Below are 20490 nucleotides of genomic sequence, written 5' to 3'. Positions count from 1 at the left end.
CGTACACGTCTCTCGCCGCCGTGCCTCATCGGTTGTTGTTGGATCCCATTCTACGCCGTGGAAGCTCGCAGATCAACAACAATATCCAAGATTGGAACGAGAGCCGGTTCCATAGGTGGGTCACGGGGTGGGGCAGCGTTAAAAACGGCAGGCCTCGCCTCCGCGGAGCCTGCCGTTCATTTTCACCCTATCACAACTCGAACGTCTCGCCGATCTTGAGCTCCACCGCGTCGATCCCGCGCGCCTTGCAATCCTGTACAAACTTCGCGCCGTCCTGGGCGATGAGCGGGAACGTGTTGTAGTGCATCGGGATGACCTTTTTCGCCTTCAGCCACTCCGCGGCGATGAGCGCGTCGTCCGGCCCCATGGTGAAGTTGTCGCCGATGGGGAGCAGCGCGAGATCGATGGTGTTCAGTTCCCCGAGGATCTTCATATCGCCGAACAAGCCCGTGTCGCCAGCGTGGTAGATGGTCTTGCCCTCCAACGTCAACAGGAAGCCGACCGGCGGGCCGACATACACCAGGCCGTTTTCCGTCTCCACGCCCGATCCGTGGAACGCGAGCGTGACCTTCACCCGGCCGAACGGGAAGTCGCGCTTCCCGCCAATGCCCATCGGATGGACGTTCAGCCCCTTGCTCGCGTAGTAAACGGCCAATTCGTTCGCCGCGATGATGGTCGCGTTGTTGTTGCGCGCAATGGCCTCGGCGTCCAGGACGTGATCGGAATGGCCGTGCGTGAGGATGACCCACTGGACCTTGATGTCCTCCGGCTTGGCCACCGCGTTCGGGTTGCCGCTCAAAAACGGATCGATGACGAGGCGATGCTCCCCGCTTTCAATGACGAAACACGACTGGCCATGGTACGTCAGTTTCACGACTCTCGCCCCACTTCCTTCATGATCTCGTCCAGCGAAAACAGGCGGACATCTTCCATCGGTTCGCCGACGATGCGCTGGACGTCCATCCACAACCGCTGGAGCTCGAGATCGGCCTCCAGGTACGCCCGCGCGTCCTGATGGAGCTGCACAATCTCGAACAGCTTGCGCAGCGTCTCCAACTCCTCCTGCGCCGGCTCTTCGCCGCGGAGCCGCTTGGCCTCGATCTCGTACTGGCGCCGGTAGAAGTCGAGCACCATCTGCTTCGCCGGCTCGTCCTGCTCGAGCGCCTCCTTGGCCCGCTTGGCGCGTTGAAACGGCTCCCACTCGCGAATGGCCCGCGCCAGGGCGTGCGCATGATCGTACGGGTTCACGCGCCGTCCCCCCTTGCCGTACAGGTCTATTATATCGCCGGAAGAAGCGATGGGAAAAAGCGCTCACATCCCTGGAAACGGCCATAGAAGGCGATGCCCGCCGTTCTGCGCGGTTCGTCCGCTTTCGGTATACTGTCGTCAGAAGAGGAGGGTGGACCCCTGTGGAACCCACAACGCTCTATGAGGCCGTCGGCGGCGCACCCACGTTTCGCAAGCTCGTCGACGCCTTCTACGATCGCGTCGCCCGAGACGAGCTCCTTCGGCCCCTCTTTCCGCCGACGTTTGACGAGGTCAAAGAGCGGCAGTACTGGTTTCTCACCCAGCTCTTCGGCGGGCCGAGGCTTTACACCGAACGGCGCGGTCACCCAATGCTCAGAGCTCGCCACCTGCCGTTTCCCATCACCGTCCGCCATGCGGAGCACTGGCTTCGCTGCATGGCCCAGGCCATGGAGGAGGCCAACATCCCCCATGCCGCTCGGGCCGTCATGTTCGAACGGCTGCGCGGAATCGCGCTGCACATGGTCAACACGCCCCAACAGGAGGAGGGAGACGCATGACGCCGTCCTCGCCGGTCCCTCGGATGGGCGAACGGATTGCCCAACTGCGAAAGGAGCGTGGTCTCACGCAGGCCAAACTCGCCGAGCGCGCCCGCCTGTCGACGAGCGCCATCGCGATGTATGAGACCAACAGGCGACAGCCGGATGCGCGCACGCTCGCCCAGATCGCCCAGGCGCTCGAGGTGGATCTTGCGCACATTGCCCCGCACCTCGCCTCGACGGCCGAGACCGCGCCTGAACGGCCGGATTTCGCGTCGCAGGCGCAGGAGTCGGCGGAGCGCGCCGGTGCGCCCTCGGATCCCATCCGCGGCGACCACGAGCCAACGGACGCCCCCGGCGTGACCCAGCTCGTCCTCACCAAGGACGAGGCGCGACTCATCCTGTTCGTCCGCATGCATCCGGACGCCATGCCGTTTCTTCAGTCGTACGTGACGGCCGATCCGGACAAGCGCCGCCAACTGGAGCGGGCGTGGCGGCTCATCCAGGCGTTTCAGGGCTAATCGTTAAAGCCCGGCCGATATGGGATGGGATCCTTCGCGCCCGCCTCCGCGAACCCCTTCAGACGCAGCCGGCAGCTGTCACACTCGCCGCAGGCCACCTCGCCGCCCTGATAGCAGGAGGTCGTGAGCTCGTACGGCACGCCGAGCTCCAGGCCCTTGCGCACGATCTCGCCCTTCGTCCAGTGCAAGAGCGGCGTCTCGATGCGAATCGGCCGCCCCTCCACGCCCGCCTTTGTGCCGATGCGGAGCACGTGTTCCACGCCCTCGATGAACTCCGGCCGGCAATCCGGATATCCGCTGTAGTCGAGCGCATTCACGCCGATGTAGATGGCTTCCGCGCCGATGACCTCCGCGTAGGAGGCCGCGATCGCGAGAAACAGCAGGTTTCGCCCCGGCACGTACGTTACCGGAATCTCGCGGGACACGCCCTCCGTGGGCACCTCAATCGATTCGTCCGTCAAGGCGCTGCCGCCAATTTGGCGCAGAAAATCGATGGACACCACGCGGTGGTCCTTCACGCCGTAGTACGCAGCCACCTTCTTCGCGGACTCGAGTTCAATCCGATGCCGCTGCCCGTAGTCAAACGTGATGGGATAAAGTTCGTAGCCTGCCGCGCGCGCGATGCCCATGCACGTCGCGCTGTCGAGGCCACCGCTCAGAATCACCACAGCCTTTGCCATGACCCCACGCCCTTGTCGCGAATGAGATGAAGCGCCCGGCTTGTCCGGCACGGCGGGCCTCAGCAGCCCACCGGCGCCGACTCCCCGAACACGAAACCGTCCTCACTGTAATCGAGCACCACGCCGTCCAACAACTTGGCGATGGGCTGTCCCACCGTGATCTCGACGCCCCCTTCCGGGCCGCTCACGCGGATGACCGAATCGAGCGGGGTGGACACGTCGTCGATCACGACCTGAAATCGCGGACCCCCGCACCGGTTGGCGCGGTCGATCCGTATGAATTCGGATGGCCGAAGCTCTTCCCGCGCAAGGCGGATCAGTTCGCCAAGAGCCCGATCACTGACCTGCACCTGAAAGCCCCCGCTTCCCTGTACAATCTCTGCACACCACAGTATACTATACGTCGAAAATAGGAAACGGACGAAGCGGCACGCCGATTTGCGGCTGCCCAAACACTCGTCCCCGGCGGACGAGTGTTTTTGTTGCATCCTGCGCGGCTTTGGACAACGTCCGGCCAAAAACCGACAAGGAGTGAACGATGCAGATGGCGATGCGGAAGGTCGACGCCAAGGAACCGGCCACGTCGCGCGAACAACGCGTGCTCGAATTCTGGCGCCGGGAGAACATCTTCCAGAAGAGCGAGAAGGCGCGCGAGGGGCGGCCAGAGTGGGTGTTTTACGAGGGGCCGCCGACGGCCAACGGTCTGCCGCACCCCGGGCACGTGTTGACGCGCGTGTTCAAGGATCTCTATCCCCGCTACCGCACGATGAAAGGCTACCACGTGATGCGGAAAGCGGGATGGGATACCCATGGACTGCCGGTCGAGATCGAAATTGAAAAGAAATTCGGCATGAGCGGCAAGAAGGACATCCAGGCATTTGGCATCGAGCGCTTCGTCCAGGCGTGCCGGGAGAGCGTGTTCAAGTACGAGGAGGTCTGGCGCGAGCTGACCGAGCGCCTCGGCTACTGGATCGATCTCGACCATCCCTACATGACCCTGACGGACGACTACATTGAATCCGTCTGGCACCTGCTCAAGACGATCTACGACAAGGGCTGGCTCGTGGAGGGGCACCGCGTGAGCCCGTACTGCCCGCACTGCGAGACGACGCTCTCCAGCCACGAGGTGGCGCAGGGCTACAAGGATGTCAAGGACCTGTCGGTCACGGCCAAATTCCGCGCGGAAGAAGACGTGGACGGCCGGCCGACCTACTTCCTCGCCTGGACCACGACGCCTTGGACGCTCCCTTCGAACGTGGGCCTCGCCGTCAACGAGGATTTCACCTACGTGCTGATTCACAAGGCCAAGGCGGACGAGAACATATGGGTGGCCGAAGCGCTGATGGACCAGTATCTCGAGGAGGGCGACCGCGTCATCGGTCGTAAGACCGGGCGCGAGCTCGTCGGATCGCCCTACGCGCCGGTCTTCCCGTACGTCGTGCAGGAGGGCAGGAAGCATCTCGTCATCGCGTCGCCGCACGTGACGGACGAATCGGGTACGGGCATCGTGCACATGTCGCCGGCGCACGGCGAGGAGGACTACAAGGCGTGCCAGGCGGCCGGCCTCATCTTCGTCAACTTCGTGGACGAGTCCGGGCGCTTTACGAAGGACGTGATCGACTATGAGGGCCGGTTTGTCAAGGACGAGGATCTGAACGTCGATCTCGTCAAGGATCTCGCGTCGCGCGGCCTGGTGTACGAGAAGCACAAGCACGAGCACAGCTACCCGCACTGCTGGCGCTGTGACACGCCGCTCATCTACTACGCGATTCACTCCTGGTTCATCCGCACGACGGAGTTCAAGGAGCAGCTCATTGCGAACTCCCAGTCGGTCAACTGGATCCCGCCGCACATCCGCGACGGGCGCATGGGCAACTTCCTGGAGAACGTGATCGACTGGAACCTGTCGAGATCGCGCTACTGGGGGACGCCGCTGCCCATCTGGCGCTGCGATGCGTGCGGCGAGATCGAGTGCATCGGATCCAGGGCGGAGCTCGAGAAGAAGGCGGGGCGCCTGCCGAAGGAGTTGCACAAGCCGTACATCGACGAGCTCACCTGGCCCTGCGCGTGCGGCCGAGGCACGATGGTGCGCGTCCCGGAAGTGATTGACGTCTGGTTCGATTCCGGCTCGATGCCGTTTGCGCAGCTGCACTATCCCTTTGAAAACCGGGAACTGTTCGAGCGCCTCTACCCTGCGGACTTCGTCTGCGAAGCCATCGATCAGACGCGCGGCTGGTTCTACAGCCTGCTCGCCATCTCGACGGCGGTCACCGGGCGCGCGCCGTACAAGAACGTGCTCGTGCTCGGCCACGTGCTCGACGAGCACGGCAAGAAGATGTCGAAGTCGAAGGGCAACGTGATCGATCCGTTCGAGGCGTTCGACAAACACGGCGCCGACGCGGTGCGCTTCTACTTCGTGTCCAACACTCAGCCGTGGAACTCGCAGCTCTTCTATCACCGCGCGGTGGCGGAGGCGAAGGCGAAATACATCGACCTGCTGCAGAACATCCACCAGTTCTACGCGCTCTACGCCGGGATCGACGGGTTCAACCCATACGAGGTGGAACAGGTGCCCGTGGCCGAGCGTCCGCTGATGGACCGCTGGCTCATCGCGCGCCTGCACCAGACCATCCAGGGCGTGGACGAGGCGTATCATCGCTACGACGCCACACAGGCCGCGCGGCTTCTGCAGGCGTTTGTCGACGAGCTTTCCACGTGGTACGTGCGCCGCAACCGCGACCGGTTCTGGGCGGACGGCATGGAGAAGGACAAGGCGGCGGCTTATCTGACGCTGTTTGAGGCGCTGAAGACGGTGGCCTTGCTCACCGCGCCCATCACGCCGTTTTTGGCCGAGGACATCTATCAGAACGTCGTGCGCCTCGGCGGGGATGCGAAACACGTGCCCGAGAGCGTGCACCTGTGCGACTTCCCGGCGGCGGACGAGGCGCTCGTCGACGACGGGCTCATCCGCGAGATGGCGCTCGTGCTGCGGGTCGTGGAGATGGGGCGGCACTTGCGCAATGAGAGCAAGCTGAAGACGCGCCAGCCGCTCGCCGCGCTGTACGTGCCGAAGGCGCAGAAGGATGTGCTCGCGAAATTCGCGGACGTCATCCAGGACGAACTCAATGTCAAGGAGATCCGCTATGTCGATCTCGACGAGATCGCGCGGCCGACCCTGTATCTGAATCTGAACGCGGTGGGCAAGCAGTTCGGCAAGAAGACGCCCGTCTTGAACGAGGCCGCCAAGAAGGCGGACGAGGCGCAGATTCGCGCCTTCCGGGAGACGGGCGCGGTGGTGCTCGAAGGCGAGACGCTCACGCAGGAACACGCAGAAATCCGGTACGAGGCGAAGTTCGACGGCCTTGTGACGGTGGACAACCGCCTGTTTGTGGGGCTGGAGACGCGGCTCACGCCGGAGCTCATCGAGGAAGGATACGTGCGCGAGGTCATTTCGAAGATGCAGATGATGCGCAAGGAGGTCGACTACGGCGTCACGCACCACGTGCGGTTCCACGCGGAGGGCGATCCGGAGCTGCTGGACGTGATCGCGCGGAACCGCGCCCGCATCGACCAGACGGTGCTCGTGCGCGAATGGAGCGATGCGCCGCTTGCAGACGCCGATCTCACCAAGGAGTGGGATGTGAACGGCAAGAAACTGACGTTGTCCGTCGCCCGCTGAAAGCAAACGGGCCGTTCCGAGGGTTGTTCAGACCCAGGGACGGCCCCTTTTTCGCGATGAAGCCTGTCACAGATCCTTCGCAGGATCTTCCTGGCCGAGGAATGCCAGCAGATCGCGGATCACGGCGGCGCCTGCCTGCATGGCGAACCCGTGGCCGCAGCCGGCGTACAGCTTCAGCCTGGCGCCGGGGATGCGATACGCGAGCCGCTCCCCATTGGTGTACGGCAGCACGCGATCCTCAAGGCCGTGCATGACCAACGTCGGGCAGGATACATTCGGGAGCCTGTCCCAACTCCCCTGCCACCTTTCCACGGCGTCGAGCTGCGCCTGGTAGACCTCCTCGGGCATGTCGGCGCGGAGCAAGACGCGAAACGCGCTTTGCAGGTACGCCTCGTTTTTTGCCCGAAACGCGTCGGGGAAGAACAGGCGCATGTACCATGCGGCGCGGGCGGAGGCGTGCGCCGGGCGGGATCGCATCTCCCGCTTCACCTCGTCCGACTGCACCATCTGCGGCCCGCCGCAACCGGTCGCGGCGAGCACCAGCCTCTCCACCTGAGCCCCGTGCCGAAGCGCGAGTTCCTGCGCGATCATGCCGCCCATCGAATAGCCGAACACATGCGCACGTTCGAAGCCGGCCGCCTCCAGCACGGCGAGCGCGTCGTCCGCCATCTGTTCGATGGTCCAAGTCGCCGACGGATCCGCCTCCGACTGGCCCGCACCGCGGTTGTCAAAGGCGATCACGGTGTGTCGCGCCGAAAGCCGGCGCAAAAACCCGGCCCCCCACCAGCGAACGTTCCCTCCGACGCCCATGATCAAAAGAAGCGGCGCGCCTTGACCGTGAACTTCGTAGTAGAGCCGGGCATCGGGTCGTTCCACAAACGGCATGGCCAGCTTCCTCCCATCCGCACGACACAAAAAAAGGCACACCCAACCTGGGTGGCCCAATATAGGGGTAAAGGGGTACTTCAACTGTAACACATGTCCAGCCGAAGCGCCACACATCACACGGAGAATGCGGGCCTCTCTCACGGACGCGCGTTGCGCGGGCGAACGACGCTTTCCGCCTCGTAGATGACCTTGCTGTACGGCAGGACGGACTGCGTCACCCACGCGTTCGAGCCAATCACGCTGTGATGGCCGATGACCGTTTCGCCGCCGAGCACCGTGCAGTTGGCGTACAGAATCACATAGTCCTCGACGGTCGGATGCCGCTTGACGTGGCGCTGATACTCCCCTTCCTCGTCCTTCGGGAAATACAGCGCGCCCAGCGTGACGCCCTGGTAGATCTTCACGTGATTGCCCACCACGGCCGTCTCGCCGACCACGATGCCTGTGCCGTGATCGATCATGATGCTCCGGCCAATGGTGGCGCCCGGGTGCAGATCCACGCCCGTCACGCGGTGCGCGTACTCGGTCATCATGCGGGGCAGGAGCGGGACCCCGCGGCGGTAGAGCACGTTGGCCGCGCGGTACACCAGGAGCGCGAAGATGCCCGGATACGTGAGGATGACCTCGTCGCACCCGGTCGCGGCCGGATCGCCATTGACCGTTTCGGTGATGTCTTCGTAGACGAGACTCTGCAGATGCGGGAGGTTCTGAATGTAGACGTCGGCCGTCTCCCACGCCTGTTTCTGGGTCTCGCTCGTGCCGGACGACAGGCAGGACTGGTGCGTGGCCCGGTGCACCTGCTCGGCCAGTTCGGCGCGGAGGCGATCCAGCGTATCGGAAAGGTGTTTTCCACCTTCAGCATCGAAGTAGTTCGGTAGAATCGCCGCGCGCGTCCACTCGATGATGTCCCGAATGGCCCGCGGCTCTGGATGACAGATGCGCCCTTTGAACATGCAGACGCTCTGCTGCAACAGATGATTTGCTATCGCTTGGGTGTCCATGCCGATCTCGTCTCCCCCTCGCCAGCGGCAATCGCGCTTCGAAAGACAGTATACACCTGTGGCGGATCGCAAAAAACTCTGTATACCTTGGGGCATAATAGGAATTGTACAACCCGCGAAGTTTGAACGGAGCCGCCGCCTCGGTTCCCATGGAACGCACATTAGGCTATGCTCAAATGGGAACAGAGGATCGAGAGAGGAGTCGTGACACCTTTGGATCTCATTCGCCATCTCGAGAGCTACCTGGAGAAGGAGCGCGACGCGTTGCTCGGCCAATTGAAGGAGCTGTTGTCCATCCCGAGCATCAGCGCCCTGAGCGAACACCGCGGCGACGTGCGGCGCGCGGCGGAATGGATTGCGGACCGACTCACGTCGGCGGGCTTCGAACACGTCGAACTGATGGAAACCGGCGGTCATCCGCTCGTGTACGCCGACTGGCTGCACGCGGAAGGCAAACCCACCGTGCTCGTCTACGGCCACTACGACGTGCAGCCCGTCGATCCGATCGAACTTTGGGAGTCTCCCCCGTTTGAGCCGACCGTTCGCGGCAACAAGCTTTACGCGCGCGGCGCGAGCGACGACAAGGGCCCGACGTTCATGCATATCGCCGTGCTATCGGCGATGCTGAAGCTCCACGGGCGCCTGCCCGTGAACGTCAAGTTCTGCATCGAGGGCGAGGAGGAAATTGGCTCGGCGCACCTGCACAGCTTCCTCGAGCGGACGCGGGACAAGTTCCAGGCGGATCTCATCCTCATCTCGGACACCACGCTCGTGGGACCGAATCAGCCCGCCGTGGTCTACGGCCTGCGCGGCTTGGCCGCCGCCCAGATCGACGTCCGCACCGCCGCGTCCGATCTCCACTCCGGCCTCTATGGCGGCGCCGTCCCCAACGCCGCGCGGGCGGTGGCCGAGATCGTCGCGAGCTTCCACAAGCCGGACGGCAGCGTGGCCGTCGAAGGATTTTACGATCGCGTCCGGCCGCTGACCGAGGCCGAGCGCGAGGAATTCGCCAAGCTGGGGCACGACGAGGAGGCGCTCAAACAAGCGCTGAACCTGTCCGATTTGTGGGGCGAGCCCAGCTACACGGCGCTTGAGCGCATGTGCGCGCGACCGACGCTCGAGGTGAACGGCATCTGGGGCGGGTTCCAGGGCGAAGGCACGAAGACCGTCATCCCCTGCGAGGCGCACGCCAAGATCACCTGTAGACTGGTGCCGGATCAAGACCCGCAGGAGATCCTCGATCTCGTCGAGCGGCACGTCCAGGCGCACGCGCCGAAGGGCGCGCAGGTGACGTTCGTGCGCCAGGACGGCGGCAAACCCTACGTGGCGCCGTACGATCATCCCGCGCTGCAGCTCGCGGCTTCCGCCTACGAGCACGCGTATGGCGTCAAGGCCGTGTTCACGCGCATGGGCGGATCCATCCCCGTGGTGGAGACGTTCTCGACGCTGCTCCACATCCCCGTCGTCATGATGGGCTTCAGCCTGAACGACGAGAACTTCCACGCGCCGAACGAGCACTTCTCGCTCGACAACTTCGACAAGGGGCTGCGGACGCTCGCGTACTACTACCACCAGCTCCCGACAGCCATGAGCGGCAACTGAGCCGCATCACGCGACGAGCGGCCGATCCCGCACACGGGATCTGGCCGCTCGCTTTCCTCCGCCTCAGCGCTCGAATTGGCGGTTGATCTCCTCTTCGACGTACGGATTCAGAATCCGGAGGTGCGTGCCCTTCATGCCCAGCGACCGGCTCTCGATGGTGCCGGCGCTCTCGAGCTTGCGGATGCTGTTGACAATCACGGACCGCGTCACGCCGTGCTGATCCGCAATCTGGCTGCTGACCACGATGCCCTCGGGCGAGTTTCGAACCGCGTCGAGCAGGTACTTCGCGGCCTGCAGCTCCGAGAAGCTGAGCGACTCCACCGCCAGATGCGCGAGCGCGCGCTGCCGGCTCTCCTCTTCTTTCTGCTGCTGACGCGAGTGAACAATCTCAAGCGCCACAACCGTGGCCGCGTACTCCGCGAGGATCTGATCGTCCTCATTGAACGGCCGCTGCGATCTCGCGAACAACAACGTCCCCTGCCGCTCGCGCGCACCGATGATGGGCGTGATCATCAGGTGCTTGCTGCGGAAGGATTCGTTCTCCTCAGGTGAGAACACATAGAGCGGTTTCTTCTGCTCGTCGGTCAGATTCGCGATGGTCTGCTCGATGCGCAGAAGGTGTTTGTTGAAGTCGCCGGGGAATCGCTGATCCCGCGTCATGATGTTCAACCATTCCTCGGTCAGCTCGTGCTCCGCCACGCCATAGCCGAGGATTTTGCCTTTGCGCCCCACGATGTAGACATTCGACTGCATGAGGCGGCTCAAAAATTCTGCGACTTCTTGAAATTCCACCTGCTCGTTCGATCGATGCAACAGTTGTCCAAGTTCTTGAACTTGTTCCAACAAACTCACGATCTCGTCACCTTGTCCTTCCCCCGGCGAGAGCCGGAAAATTGTACCTTCCCTGACCGCCTCGGCGTTCAGGCGGCGGGTTTCCCACGCACTCCGCATTCGCAGAATTGTCTCTGATGTTCAAATTATCACCATAACACAGACAATTTATCCACGCGTAATGAGCTTACTAGACCTTTGTCCACTTGTCAAATGAACAAACTGCGACAAACTCTCCGCGCCCCCGCGGAGGTTTGCCGCAGCTCCATCGCCCGCTATGCTCAGTCTGTGCTGTGGAAAAAAAGTTATACCAAGCGCCGCCGTTCCATCATTCGTGACCCGATCCGCTCCGCGCCGGCTTGCCGTACAGGCGATCCAAGATCATGCGGTAGCCATCCGCGCCGTAATGAAGGCATCGCTTGACGCGGCTGATGGTCGCGGTGCTCGCACCCGTGGCCTCTTCGATGGCGTGATACGTGGCGCCCTCTCGCAACATGCGGGCGACCGCGAATCGCTGCGCCAGCGATTCGACCTCGCCGACGGTGCACAGATCTTCAAAGAACCGGTAACATTCGTCCTCATTCTGCAGAGCCAGGATGGCTCGAAACAACTCCCGCACCTCGGACTGGTTGAGCCTCTCCAGCGCCATGTGCTTCATCCTTCACTGCTGTGACGTACCAAAGTCAGTATACCAATACGGCGCTGAGGTTGCCAGGGCGGGGTGAGGCCCCCTATGATGGCTTGACACACTATGCGAAAGCTCTTCTGTTCAACAAGAACTTCGCTCGATATGATGATGATAATCATGCCATGCTTCATTGATGATGTGGAGGGGAAAGGTATGCTCGCCAAAGTTTCCATGAAGCCACCCTATTATGCCGTTATCTTCACATCGGTTCGAACCGAGGGCGATCGCGGCTACGAAGAAATGGCTACCACCATCAAGAAACTCGTTGAACAACAGCCAGGCTTTCTCGGCATGGATTCCGCTCGGTCCCATGTGGGCATCACTGTATGTTACTGGGACTCTCTTCAGGCGATTGAACGATGGAAGAAAAACGAACAGCATCGAGTGGCGCAGGCGCTGGGGCGGCGAGACTGGTATGCCCAATATCGCGTGCGGATCTGTAAGGTGGAGGCGGAATATGGGTGGCCGTGACCTTCGCACTGCGGGAAGGTCAGTGAATTCCATAAGCGTTGTGCCCTTGCCCTTGTGCGCAACAGGGAGGCGAAATCGATGCCCTTTTTTCTGAAACGCGTCTACGACGCTCCCGAGTCGTCCGACGGTTTTCGCGTACTCGTTGATCGACTCTGGCCCCGAGGCATTCGAAAGGACGCCCTTGTCATCCACGAATGGTTGCGAGACGTGGCGCCATCGCATGAACTTCGCAAATGGTTTCACCGAGATCCAAGTCGCTTCATGGAGTTTGCGGACAGGTATCTCGAGGAGCTTCGGACCGATGAGCCCCATCGATTGGCTGTGCTTCGCCTTCAGGCGTGTGAACAGTCTTACGGCCGAGTCACTCTAGTGTATGCTGCCCGCGATCCCGTCCACAATCACGCTCGCGTGTTGCTCGAACATCTCGCGGAGAGTCGACGTTAGCGAAGCGGCATAGGCCGCACGGCCGCAAGAGCGACCAACAAGGGTCCACGAACCTGATAAAAAAGGTTTCATGGTACTTTGGATGACTCGGAACTGACGAAGTTGGTCGACATCAGTCTGCGTCCATGACCGCGTTCACTAGAACCCGGACTTTTCTTCCGCGATGAGAACAAGGAGCGCGATGCTATCTTGGTTGGCGCGCACCGCATGCGGGGTGCCCGGCGTCAAGTTCACACAATCACCGGGCCGCAGACGAACGTCTTCGCCGTTGATGGTAAGGGTCAATTCGCCTGACCAAACGCAAAGAAAAAGGTGATGCGGCGCGCGGTGTTCGGTCATCTCCTCTCCCGCTTGGAGTGTGAGTTGCGCGACTCGATGAGCATTGCCGACAAACAGCGACCTCCATCGCTCCGTTGTACCCTCTTCAATTCGCATGTCGCCACCCCCTCCACGGCATGGGTGTTCACAGGCATTCCAGCCCCACCAAAAACGCTCGGTTCACATCCCTCGCACGGAGCGGTTCAAGCGGGAGCGCATCATGCTGCAGCCTGTCCGTACAAGGAACCAAACGAACGCCAACCACGCCAAGCCACCGCCCACGGCTAAAAGGATTTGGCTCGCGGGAGCGGCAGCGTTCAAAAAAGCCGATATCACGAGTGCTGTCCCGATGACGGAGGTCCACAACTGCGCGGACGATGTGGGCTGCGACCGAAACGTCACGCCGAAGAGAAGTGGCATCACGGCATAGGACGTCCCGTACACCATGGTGGTCATCCAGCCCAGAAACAGCGCGTGCAGGACTGGAAGCGCGTCGCTATCCCATCCGGCGAGCATCAGTGCCCCTGCGATTCCTGCGTACACGTAACCTACAAACCAGGCCAAAACCGTAACACGCGGTGCGAGCATGGCCCGAAGTGAAGCGTACAAGAAACACCGCCGGCGCGCGAGCAGGGTCAAGTAAACAACCGCTATCCACACAAGACAAGACCCCATGAGGATTCGTCCCGTTCCTGCGAATGCGGTTAGGTTGATAGCGTTCCCCAATGCGAGGACGACGGCGGCCGGAAACCAAACCGCCTGAAAAAACCTGAAAGGCCAAACAGGCAGCGTCACGTCCCCGACGAGACGGGGATAGAAGTGAAGCGAAACGGAGGCCACCGTGCCGACGAGCCAGCCGTAATAAAGCAACATGTTTGCACCACGAGATCCTTCATCGAGCCATAAGACCGCAGTACACGACCATACTGCACTCGCAGCCAGGAGCATGCCACTCAAATCTGTCCCTCTCCTGGCCACTCGATCCGTTTGCACGCAGTCCTCCCGCCGGCCAAGGGGACGAAGATGTTCTGGAATGGCGGGTATTGAGACCAGTCCTCGGCGCTTGGCCCGGAGAGCGAGCAGGATGTTCGTCAGAAAGACAAGAGGAGAAAACGCCTGTGCAACGACGCCGACATGCACCATCCCGGCAACTCCTACGGCGTAACCCGTGACGATGAAGGCGATGCCCAGTTCCGCGATGAAGAGATGCACCCATCCCACCATAGGCGGATGGAGGCGCAAGCCCGCAGAAATCGACAACACGGCATACGTCATCCCGAAGATGGCCATCGTCAGCCATCCCCACGGGTTCATCTCGGCGTGCAGGGCCGCCAGGGTTGACCACGACGAAGGCCTTGCCGCCATCCAAAACCCGAGCGTCGAACCGACGGAGAAATTGACGAGAGCAGCCGCAAAGAAGGCTATCGGCAACGGCCCGACAAGCCCCCACTCATCCTCCATCTCTTCACACGCCGTTATTCGAGTTGATCGAGATGAACCAGCCATGGGTCTCGTTCCCCCTCCACGACACCTTCGCGGCGCAATTGGTTCCATATTCGGTTGACCGACTCGCGGCGCAATCCCACCGCTTGCGCGATCTCGGCGTGCGTGACCGGAAGATGGACACGAATACCCTCTGGCGTCGGCACGCCGTGTTCTTCCGCGAAATGACGCAGAAAGGCGACCACTCGCTGACGCGAGTCATACACGGCCAACTCCTGCAATTTCGCCTGCAATTGAACGATTCGATCCGCCAGCACCCGAAGAAGTTTGATGGCGAGCGGAGGATAACGGCGAAGCAACGCATCGAACGCGCTCGTGGAGATAGCATAGACAGCCGTCGGTTCAATGGCGCGCGCCGTCCCTGGATACGGACGGTCCTGAAAGAAGCCGACGTGGGGAAACATTTGTCCCTTTCCCAGAACGGCAACGATATGTTCCCGCCCCTCTTCGTCCACCTTTTCAACCTTGACAAGGCCTCGCACGATGAAAAACACAGCCTCGCGCGGAGTGCCCTCGATGAAGATGGTGTCGCCGCGATCGAACTGGCGAAGGATAGCAAGATGCGCCACGCGGCCGAGTTCCTCCTCCGACAGATCGCGAAAGAGCGAAAACTCCCTCAGGTCCTGGCTCGCATCCATAAGGCATCCCCCTCGTAAAAGGCACCGCATCGCCCTTGTCTGTTGATGGCTTGATCTGAGCATACACCATCCAGCGCCAGGCCAGATCGACCAGAGGTTGTGAACCGACCTTGACATCTACGCGAAGTCATCAAAGTTCCACGCGCTGGCATGCCAGCGCGTGGGCTCCGTCATGCTTTCACTTTGCCAATGCGCACCTGGAAGACTTCGGGTCCACGTTCGAGATACTCCCAGGTGAACTCGCCTTCGCGCTCATGTTGAAACTGGTAGAACAGCGGGACAGGGTCGTGATCGTTGACCAGAAGCATGGCCTGCCCCGGTTCGAGTTTGTCAAACGTCTGAAAGATGACGCGGTGCTTCATTTGCGGGGGATACTCAGGTGCGCGAACGACATATGCGAAGTCCGACATGAGGGTTCCTCCTTCTAGAATGGTCGCGCTCGGTCGTGGAACTGTCTGCGCTCATCGTCAATCTACCGCGTTTTGCGACAGCGCAGCGTGATGCATGTCACACGCATTCGGTGGACGAAAGTCTCCCTACACACTCGTGGCGGCGATGAGAATGAGCGCCAGGGGCAGATAGACGAGCGACGCCTGAAAAGTACGCTTCGCGCAGGCGGTGATTGGCCCTCGCTTCGCGGCCAACCGTACATGCAGAGCGAGGAACCACACGTTCAAGAGGCCAGACAGTATCAGATCCAGCAAAGGATGGACCGTGAAACGAGAAGCGGCGAGATCAACTCCTGCCAGTGCAAGTGCGTACACCAGCATCTGCGCGATGGTCGCGCGTTCCCCCCTGACGACGGGCATCATCGGGACGGCGGCCTGACGATATTCATCGGCACGGTAGAGCGCGAGTCCCCAAAAGTGACTTGGCGTCCATAGAAACACGACGAGAAACATCAGCCACGCGAGCGGCGCCAGATGTCCCGTCACGGCAGACCATCCGACAAGCGGAGGGATTGCACCCGCCCCTCCGCCGATGACGATGTTTTGTGGAGTGCTACGCTTGAGCACCATGGTGTACAGCACCGCGTAGTACAGGTATCCCGCAGCCGTCAACCAGGCTGCCAACGCGCCGACACCTACGTAAAGAACGGAGAGACCAACGAGCCCGAGAGCAAGGCCACCCGCCAGGGCAACGCCGGGCGCAATTTGACCCTGTGGCAGAGGCCTGGATTCCGTGCGCGCCATCACTCGATCAATATCGCGATCGAACCACATGTTGATCATGGCTGCGCCCGCGCACGCGAGCCCGAGACCAAAGAGAACGACCAACACCAGCCTCAAAGGAGGTAGGCCACGGGCGGCTGCTATCATGGCGCAACACGCGCTGAACAGAAGAAGCGCGTTGATGCGAGGCTTACCGAGCTCCCAAAAAGCCCGCAGGGTCTTGTGAGCGGAACCGAGACGTTCGCGCACGGTCGAATCTCTGTTCACCGCGAGCATAAGAACACCTCCCGTATGGGATTTTCGCGCCTGTTCCCCTTGAACTCGAAAGCGTCCAGCTCGACAACGGAATCGTTCACTGGACCTGGCTGTTGAACGACATAATCCAGATAGACCCGATTGCGATGGAAAGCGTGAAGAAGAGGCCAAGAAGCATGGCCGTTCCCTTGATACGACTGCCATCTCCTTCTTTCACATGCATGAAAAGAAACAACTGGACCAACACCTGTATCGCCGCGAGCGCCATAAGAAGGCCCAGAAGAAATTGGACAGGCACCGCACGAATCCCGACAGCTGCGAATGCGATGGCGGTCAAGACGAGCGACAAAACGTAACCGACGATGTACGCGCGCCTGTCTTTGCCATCCCGCCGTTTTGCCTCTTGAAGATGAGCTGTGGCCTTTGGCATGTCATATCACCATCCCCGTGAGATAGACCACCGTAAAAATCAACACCCACACGACATCGAGGAAGTGCCAATAGAGATTCACAACAAAAACCTTGCGCGCCGTGCTGGGGTTCAGCCCACGGCGAAGAACCTGATACCCCGTTACGAGCATCCACAAAACCCCGAACGTGACGTGGCAACCGTGTGTCCCCACCAACGTGAAGAACGATGATAGAAAGGCGCTTCTCTGCCATGTCGCGCCGATGAAGGCATCATGTGCGAACTCGCTCGCCTCGATCGCCAAAAAGATCATTCCCAGTGCAACCGTGACCGCCATCCAGAGGGCGACGAACTTCCCCCGGCCTTCCCGCATGGACAGCGTGGCGAGACCGCCCGTGAAACTGGACGTGAGCAGAGCCAGCGTCTCCGCGCCGAATCCCCTCATATCGAACAGTTGGGCAGGCGTGGGCCCGCCGTCTGTATGCGTGCGAAGCACAAGATAGGTGGCAAATAGGCAACCGAACAAAATCATGTCGGTCGCGAGAAAAATCCAAAAGCCGAGAATCCGAAGGCGGTCGTGCGCATGTGCGTACTCGAGGCGAAGAGCGCCATCCCCGGCCTCATGCGGTTCTCCCATCGCGTGTGCACTCGCTGCCATACGTCACACCCTCCCCAACGTCGCCTCATGGTGTCGAATGGTATCCGCGGCGATGACTACTTCGTCGTCTTCCTCCAGCGCTCGGATGAGCAAGCAGCAGAGTACGCCGACCAAACCAACAACCGTCAACACATACCATTGGAATACCAACCCGAATCCAGCGACGAAGAACGACAGGCCAATCAAGAATGGACGTGCGGTGTGCTTGGGTACGTGGACATCTCGGATCTCTTCCGCGCGCGGCCGCACGTGCTCCATCTGTCCTTCGTGTTTCGCGGCCCACCACATATCGCGCGCCGTTACGGTCGGGATTACCGCAAAGTTGTATTCAGGTACTGGCGACGGAAGAGACCACTCGAGCGTCCTGCCGTCCCAGGGATCGCCCGTTACGTCGCGCTCGCCGTGGCGAATGCTATACAAAACCTGCCAAACGATGACAAGAAACGCGAGCCCCATGAGATATGCCCCGATGGTTGAAACGAGGTTGAGGGTGTTCCAGCCCATGTTGGCCGGGTACGTGTACATACGCCGCTGCATGCCCATCAGCCCTAGCGCGTACTGCGGCATGAAGCACACATAGAACCCGACATTCCAGAGCCAGAACGCGACTTTTCCAATCTTCTCGTCGAGCTTGAACCCAAACATCTTCGGCCACCAGTAATACATCCCCGCGAGCATGCCGTAGACGACACCGCCGATAAGCGTCTGGTGAAAGTGCGCGATGAGGAAATAGCTGTTGTGGTACTGATAGTCCTCCGGCGCGGCGGCCAGCAGGATCCCAGTCGCTCCTCCCGTGACGAAGTTCGGAATGAACGCGAGGGTCCACAACATGGGCAACGTCAGCAGGATGCGCCCGCGGTACATGGTGAATAGCCAGTTAAAGATTTTGACACCCGTTGGGATTCCAACGCACATAGAAGCAATGGCGAAGAAGGTGTTCACGTCAGCCCCTGCACCCATGGTGAAGAAGTGGTGTGCCCATACGAGATAACTGATCACACTGATGAGCAGCAGGGACGCCACCATCGACTTGTACCCAAAGATGGGCTTGCGTGAAAATGTCGCCACGACTTCCGAATAGACGCCGAACGCTGGGAGAATGACGATGTAAACCTCCGGGTGACCCCAGACCCAAAACAGGTTGATGAACATCATGGGATTGCCCCCGTGCAGGATGGTGAAAAAGTGCGTACCCGCGAGGCGGTCCAGAAGCAACAGCGCCAGCGCCACGGTCAAGGCCGGAAACGCGGCCAGTATCACGATACAAGCCGCCAACACGGACCATGTAAAAAGGGGCACCCGATTCCACGTCATTCCTGGGGCACGCATGCGCAAGATGGTGACGAGGAAGTTGATCCCCGTGGCGATGGTTCCAATGCCGGACAGGTTGATGGCTACAAGGTAGTAGTTTTCTCCAGGCCCCGGATCGAAACCGAGCTCGGTCAAGGGAGGATAGCTCACCCAGCCCGCATCCGGCGAACCGCCAAACACGAACGAGATATTGAACAGGAGCGCACCAAAAAAGAACAACCAAAAACTGATCGCGTTTAGATACGGAAAGGCCACATCTCTGGCCCCAATTTGGAGGGGCACGACGATATTGAACAGCGCAAAGATGAAGGGCATCGCCATGAACAGAATCATGATCGTTCCATGCGTGGTGAAAATCTGATCATAATGCTCGGCGTCCAGAAAGTGTTCGCCTGGAAAGGCCAGTTGCGTGCGCATCAACAGCGCGTCGACCCCGCCGCGGAACAACATCAGCAGTGCGCAGACAAGATACATAATCCCAATGCGCTTGTGATCCGTGGTCGTGAGCCACTCTCTCCACAACCAGCCCCAGCGCTTGGTGTAGGTCAGCGTTACGACGATGCCGACCACAGTCAACGCGATCAGCGCATCGGATATCCAGATCAGTGGGCCTTCGTTCCACATCAAGAAATGATCCGCGAATTGCCGCAGCGCCGGATTCACCGCCCCTCACCTCCCGAGAGCGAAGCCAAATTGGAGCCGGAACTTGCCTGAGAATGTCCCGAAGAGGTCATATTCCACATGCCCGGCATATACTGTCCTCCATCCTCCCATACCACCTGATCAAAGAGGCCTTTAGGAAAGCCACCGTACGAAATCCGCCCGACCACGCCAGGCGCCTTCAGTTGCTGATAGCCCGCTTGGGTGAGGGGCGGCGCACTCTGGCGGAGCATGAGTGCCCAGGAGGCAAAAGCTTGTTCGGGTTGGGCCTCGACCGTGAATGCCATGTCCGCAAATCCCTTGCCGGTGAAGTTGGCACCGTGTCCGTAGTAGTTGCCCGGTTCATCCGCCTGAACCCACAGCCGCAAGGCCATCCCCGGCATGGTGTATTCTTGGCCCGCCAACTGAGGCACCCAGAAGGAGTTGATTGGCGCGTCGGAGGTGAGTACGAACTGCACCGGCACTCCCGTGGGAATCACGCAGTAGTTCACGGTCGCCACATGCTCGTCGGGATAGAGAAACAACCACTTCCAGTCGAGCGACACAACGTCGACGGTCACGACATCGGAATTGGATTCGGGAGGGCGTGTGAGCGCGAATGTGGTCTTCGCCGTGTACGCCCCAAGGATTCCGACGATCACGACGGGTATTGCCCACCACACCCACTCGAGCAACCGACTGTCTGTCCAATGGGGCGCATAGGGAGCCCGGTTGCCTGGTTTGTCCCGATATCTCCACACGATGTACGCCGTCAAGGCCAAGACGGGGACAATCACGACAAGAAGCAGGATGACCGACAGGACGATGAGCCGATCGATTTCCTTCGCCACCGGGCCCGCCGGATGCAAGACCAACACGTCTTGTCCGCAGCCCGCCAGTGCAAAGGGAGCGAACACAAGGAGGCCGAACCGCCACCAGCGACCCCTCTGTCTCACGGAATCCACACCCCTTTCCTTATCTCGACTTCACGGTAAGGT

At 60.8% G+C, this 20490-nt stretch carries 23 protein-coding genes; 6 read left to right on the top strand and 17 right to left on the bottom strand.

The features are described from left to right. Positions 1-190: 190 nt before the first annotated feature. Complete coding sequence (locus tag J3481_RS01165) at positions 191-874, bottom strand: metal-dependent hydrolase (RefSeq protein ID WP_206831133.1); 684 nt, start codon at positions 872-874, stop codon at positions 191-193. Beyond that, the gene (locus tag J3481_RS01160) at positions 871-1248 is read right to left on the bottom strand and encodes a YlbF family regulator (RefSeq protein ID WP_206831132.1); all 378 of its coding nucleotides are present in this window, start codon (positions 1246-1248) and stop codon (positions 871-873) included. Before J3481_RS01160 ends, J3481_RS01165 begins: the two co-directional genes overlap by 4 nt. Before the next feature lie 161 nt (positions 1249-1409). Here J3481_RS01160 and J3481_RS01155 point away from each other — a divergent pair, with 161 nt between their 5' ends. Continuing rightward, a complete protein-coding gene (locus J3481_RS01155; RefSeq protein WP_206831131.1) occupies positions 1410-1805 on the top strand; it encodes a globin domain-containing protein in 396 nt (131 codons plus the stop codon). After that, a complete protein-coding gene (locus J3481_RS01150; protein WP_206831130.1) occupies positions 1802-2305 on the top strand; it encodes a helix-turn-helix domain-containing protein in 504 nt (167 codons plus the stop codon). The genes J3481_RS01155 and J3481_RS01150 overlap by 4 nt, the downstream gene beginning before the upstream one ends. On the opposite strand, the gene queC is transcribed toward J3481_RS01150, so the two are convergent. Next, entirely contained in the window at positions 2302-2985 is a 684-nt protein-coding gene (queC, locus tag J3481_RS01145; RefSeq protein ID WP_206831129.1) for a 7-cyano-7-deazaguanine synthase QueC, read from the bottom strand. The genes J3481_RS01150 and queC overlap by 4 nt on opposite strands. A gap of 59 nt (positions 2986-3044) precedes the next feature. Further along, a complete protein-coding gene (locus J3481_RS01140; protein WP_206831128.1) occupies positions 3045-3335 on the bottom strand; it encodes an iron-sulfur cluster assembly protein in 291 nt (96 codons plus the stop codon). 188 nt (positions 3336-3523) lie between these two features. Here J3481_RS01140 and ileS point away from each other — a divergent pair, with 188 nt between their 5' ends. After that, positions 3524-6664: an isoleucine--tRNA ligase gene (ileS, locus tag J3481_RS01135; protein ID WP_206831127.1), complete on the top strand. Its 3141-nt coding sequence runs from the start codon at positions 3524-3526 to the stop codon at positions 6662-6664. Positions 6665-6730: 66 nt separating this feature from the next. Here ileS and J3481_RS01130 read toward each other — a convergent pair whose 3' ends face one another. Both J3481_RS01130 and J3481_RS01125 read right to left on the bottom strand, forming a co-directional pair. Continuing rightward, on the bottom strand, positions 6731-7549 hold the full coding sequence (locus tag J3481_RS01130; protein ID WP_206831126.1) for an alpha/beta fold hydrolase: 819 nt from the start codon (positions 7547-7549) through the stop codon (positions 6731-6733). A 140-nt stretch (positions 7550-7689) separates the two neighbouring features. Continuing rightward, entirely contained in the window at positions 7690-8553 is an 864-nt protein-coding gene (locus J3481_RS01125) for a serine O-acetyltransferase (protein ID WP_206831125.1), read from the bottom strand. 213 nt (positions 8554-8766) lie between these two features. Here J3481_RS01125 and J3481_RS01120 point away from each other — a divergent pair, with 213 nt between their 5' ends. Continuing rightward, entirely contained in the window at positions 8767-10155 is a 1389-nt protein-coding gene (locus J3481_RS01120; protein WP_206831171.1) for a dipeptidase, read from the top strand. Positions 10156-10218: 63 nt separating this feature from the next. On the opposite strand, the gene codY is transcribed toward J3481_RS01120, so the two are convergent. Both codY and J3481_RS01110 read right to left on the bottom strand, forming a co-directional pair. Further along, on the bottom strand, positions 10219-11007 hold the full coding sequence (gene codY, locus J3481_RS01115) for a GTP-sensing pleiotropic transcriptional regulator CodY (RefSeq protein ID WP_206831124.1): 789 nt from the start codon (positions 11005-11007) through the stop codon (positions 10219-10221). Positions 11008-11314: 307 nt separating this feature from the next. After that, positions 11315-11635 (bottom strand): YerC/YecD family TrpR-related protein, encoded by a 321-nt coding sequence (locus J3481_RS01110; protein ID WP_206831123.1) that lies wholly within the window; start codon positions 11633-11635, stop codon positions 11315-11317. Positions 11636-11827: 192 nt separating this feature from the next. Here J3481_RS01110 and J3481_RS01105 point away from each other — a divergent pair, with 192 nt between their 5' ends. Together J3481_RS01105 and J3481_RS01100 are read left to right on the top strand one after the other, a co-directional pair. Then, positions 11828-12145, top strand: a complete 318-nt coding sequence (locus J3481_RS01105) for an antibiotic biosynthesis monooxygenase family protein (RefSeq protein ID WP_206831122.1) — start codon at positions 11828-11830, stop codon at positions 12143-12145. Between the two features lie 78 nt (positions 12146-12223). Further along, positions 12224-12589: a DUF488 domain-containing protein gene (locus J3481_RS01100; RefSeq protein WP_206831121.1), complete on the top strand. Its 366-nt coding sequence runs from the start codon at positions 12224-12226 to the stop codon at positions 12587-12589. A 138-nt stretch (positions 12590-12727) separates the two neighbouring features. Here the strand turns inward: J3481_RS01100 and J3481_RS01095 are convergent, their stop codons facing one another. From J3481_RS01095 to J3481_RS01055, 9 genes are all read right to left on the bottom strand, one after another. Further along, positions 12728-13024 (bottom strand): cupin domain-containing protein, encoded by a 297-nt coding sequence (locus tag J3481_RS01095; RefSeq protein WP_206831120.1) that lies wholly within the window; start codon positions 13022-13024, stop codon positions 12728-12730. A 63-nt stretch (positions 13025-13087) separates the two neighbouring features. Continuing rightward, positions 13088-14368 (bottom strand): hypothetical protein, encoded by a 1281-nt coding sequence (locus tag J3481_RS01090; RefSeq protein ID WP_206831119.1) that lies wholly within the window; start codon positions 14366-14368, stop codon positions 13088-13090. 14 nt (positions 14369-14382) lie between these two features. Next, positions 14383-15048 carry a Crp/Fnr family transcriptional regulator gene (locus J3481_RS01085; RefSeq protein ID WP_206831118.1) on the bottom strand — a complete coding sequence of 222 codons (666 nt, stop codon included), beginning with the start codon at positions 15046-15048 and terminating at the stop codon, positions 14383-14385. Positions 15049-15218: 170 nt separating this feature from the next. Then, positions 15219-15458: a DUF2249 domain-containing protein gene (locus tag J3481_RS01080; protein ID WP_206831117.1), complete on the bottom strand. Its 240-nt coding sequence runs from the start codon at positions 15456-15458 to the stop codon at positions 15219-15221. A gap of 126 nt (positions 15459-15584) precedes the next feature. Continuing rightward, positions 15585-16496 (bottom strand): heme o synthase, encoded by a 912-nt coding sequence (cyoE, locus tag J3481_RS01075; protein ID WP_206831116.1) that lies wholly within the window; start codon positions 16494-16496, stop codon positions 15585-15587. A gap of 76 nt (positions 16497-16572) precedes the next feature. Then, the gene (locus tag J3481_RS01070) at positions 16573-16905 is read right to left on the bottom strand and encodes a cytochrome C oxidase subunit IV family protein (RefSeq protein WP_206831115.1); all 333 of its coding nucleotides are present in this window, start codon (positions 16903-16905) and stop codon (positions 16573-16575) included. A 1-nt stretch (position 16906) separates the two neighbouring features. Further along, a complete protein-coding gene (locus J3481_RS01065) occupies positions 16907-17521 on the bottom strand; it encodes a cytochrome (ubi)quinol oxidase subunit III (RefSeq protein WP_206831170.1) in 615 nt (204 codons plus the stop codon). Between the two features lie 24 nt (positions 17522-17545). Then, positions 17546-19477 carry a cbb3-type cytochrome c oxidase subunit I gene (locus tag J3481_RS01060; protein WP_236010973.1) on the bottom strand — a complete coding sequence of 644 codons (1932 nt, stop codon included), beginning with the start codon at positions 19475-19477 and terminating at the stop codon, positions 17546-17548. A gap of 35 nt (positions 19478-19512) precedes the next feature. Beyond that, complete coding sequence (locus J3481_RS01055; protein WP_206831113.1) at positions 19513-20448, bottom strand: cytochrome c oxidase subunit II; 936 nt, start codon at positions 20446-20448, stop codon at positions 19513-19515. Between the last annotated feature and the right edge of the window lie 42 nt (positions 20449-20490).

The organism is Alicyclobacillus fructus, from assembly GCF_017329605.1.
GTDB classification, from domain to species: domain Bacteria; phylum Bacillota; class Bacilli; order Alicyclobacillales; family Alicyclobacillaceae; genus Alicyclobacillus; species Alicyclobacillus fructus.
Note: the sequence above shows the minus strand (reverse complement) of the source record. Positions and strands in the feature narration are given on the sequence as shown.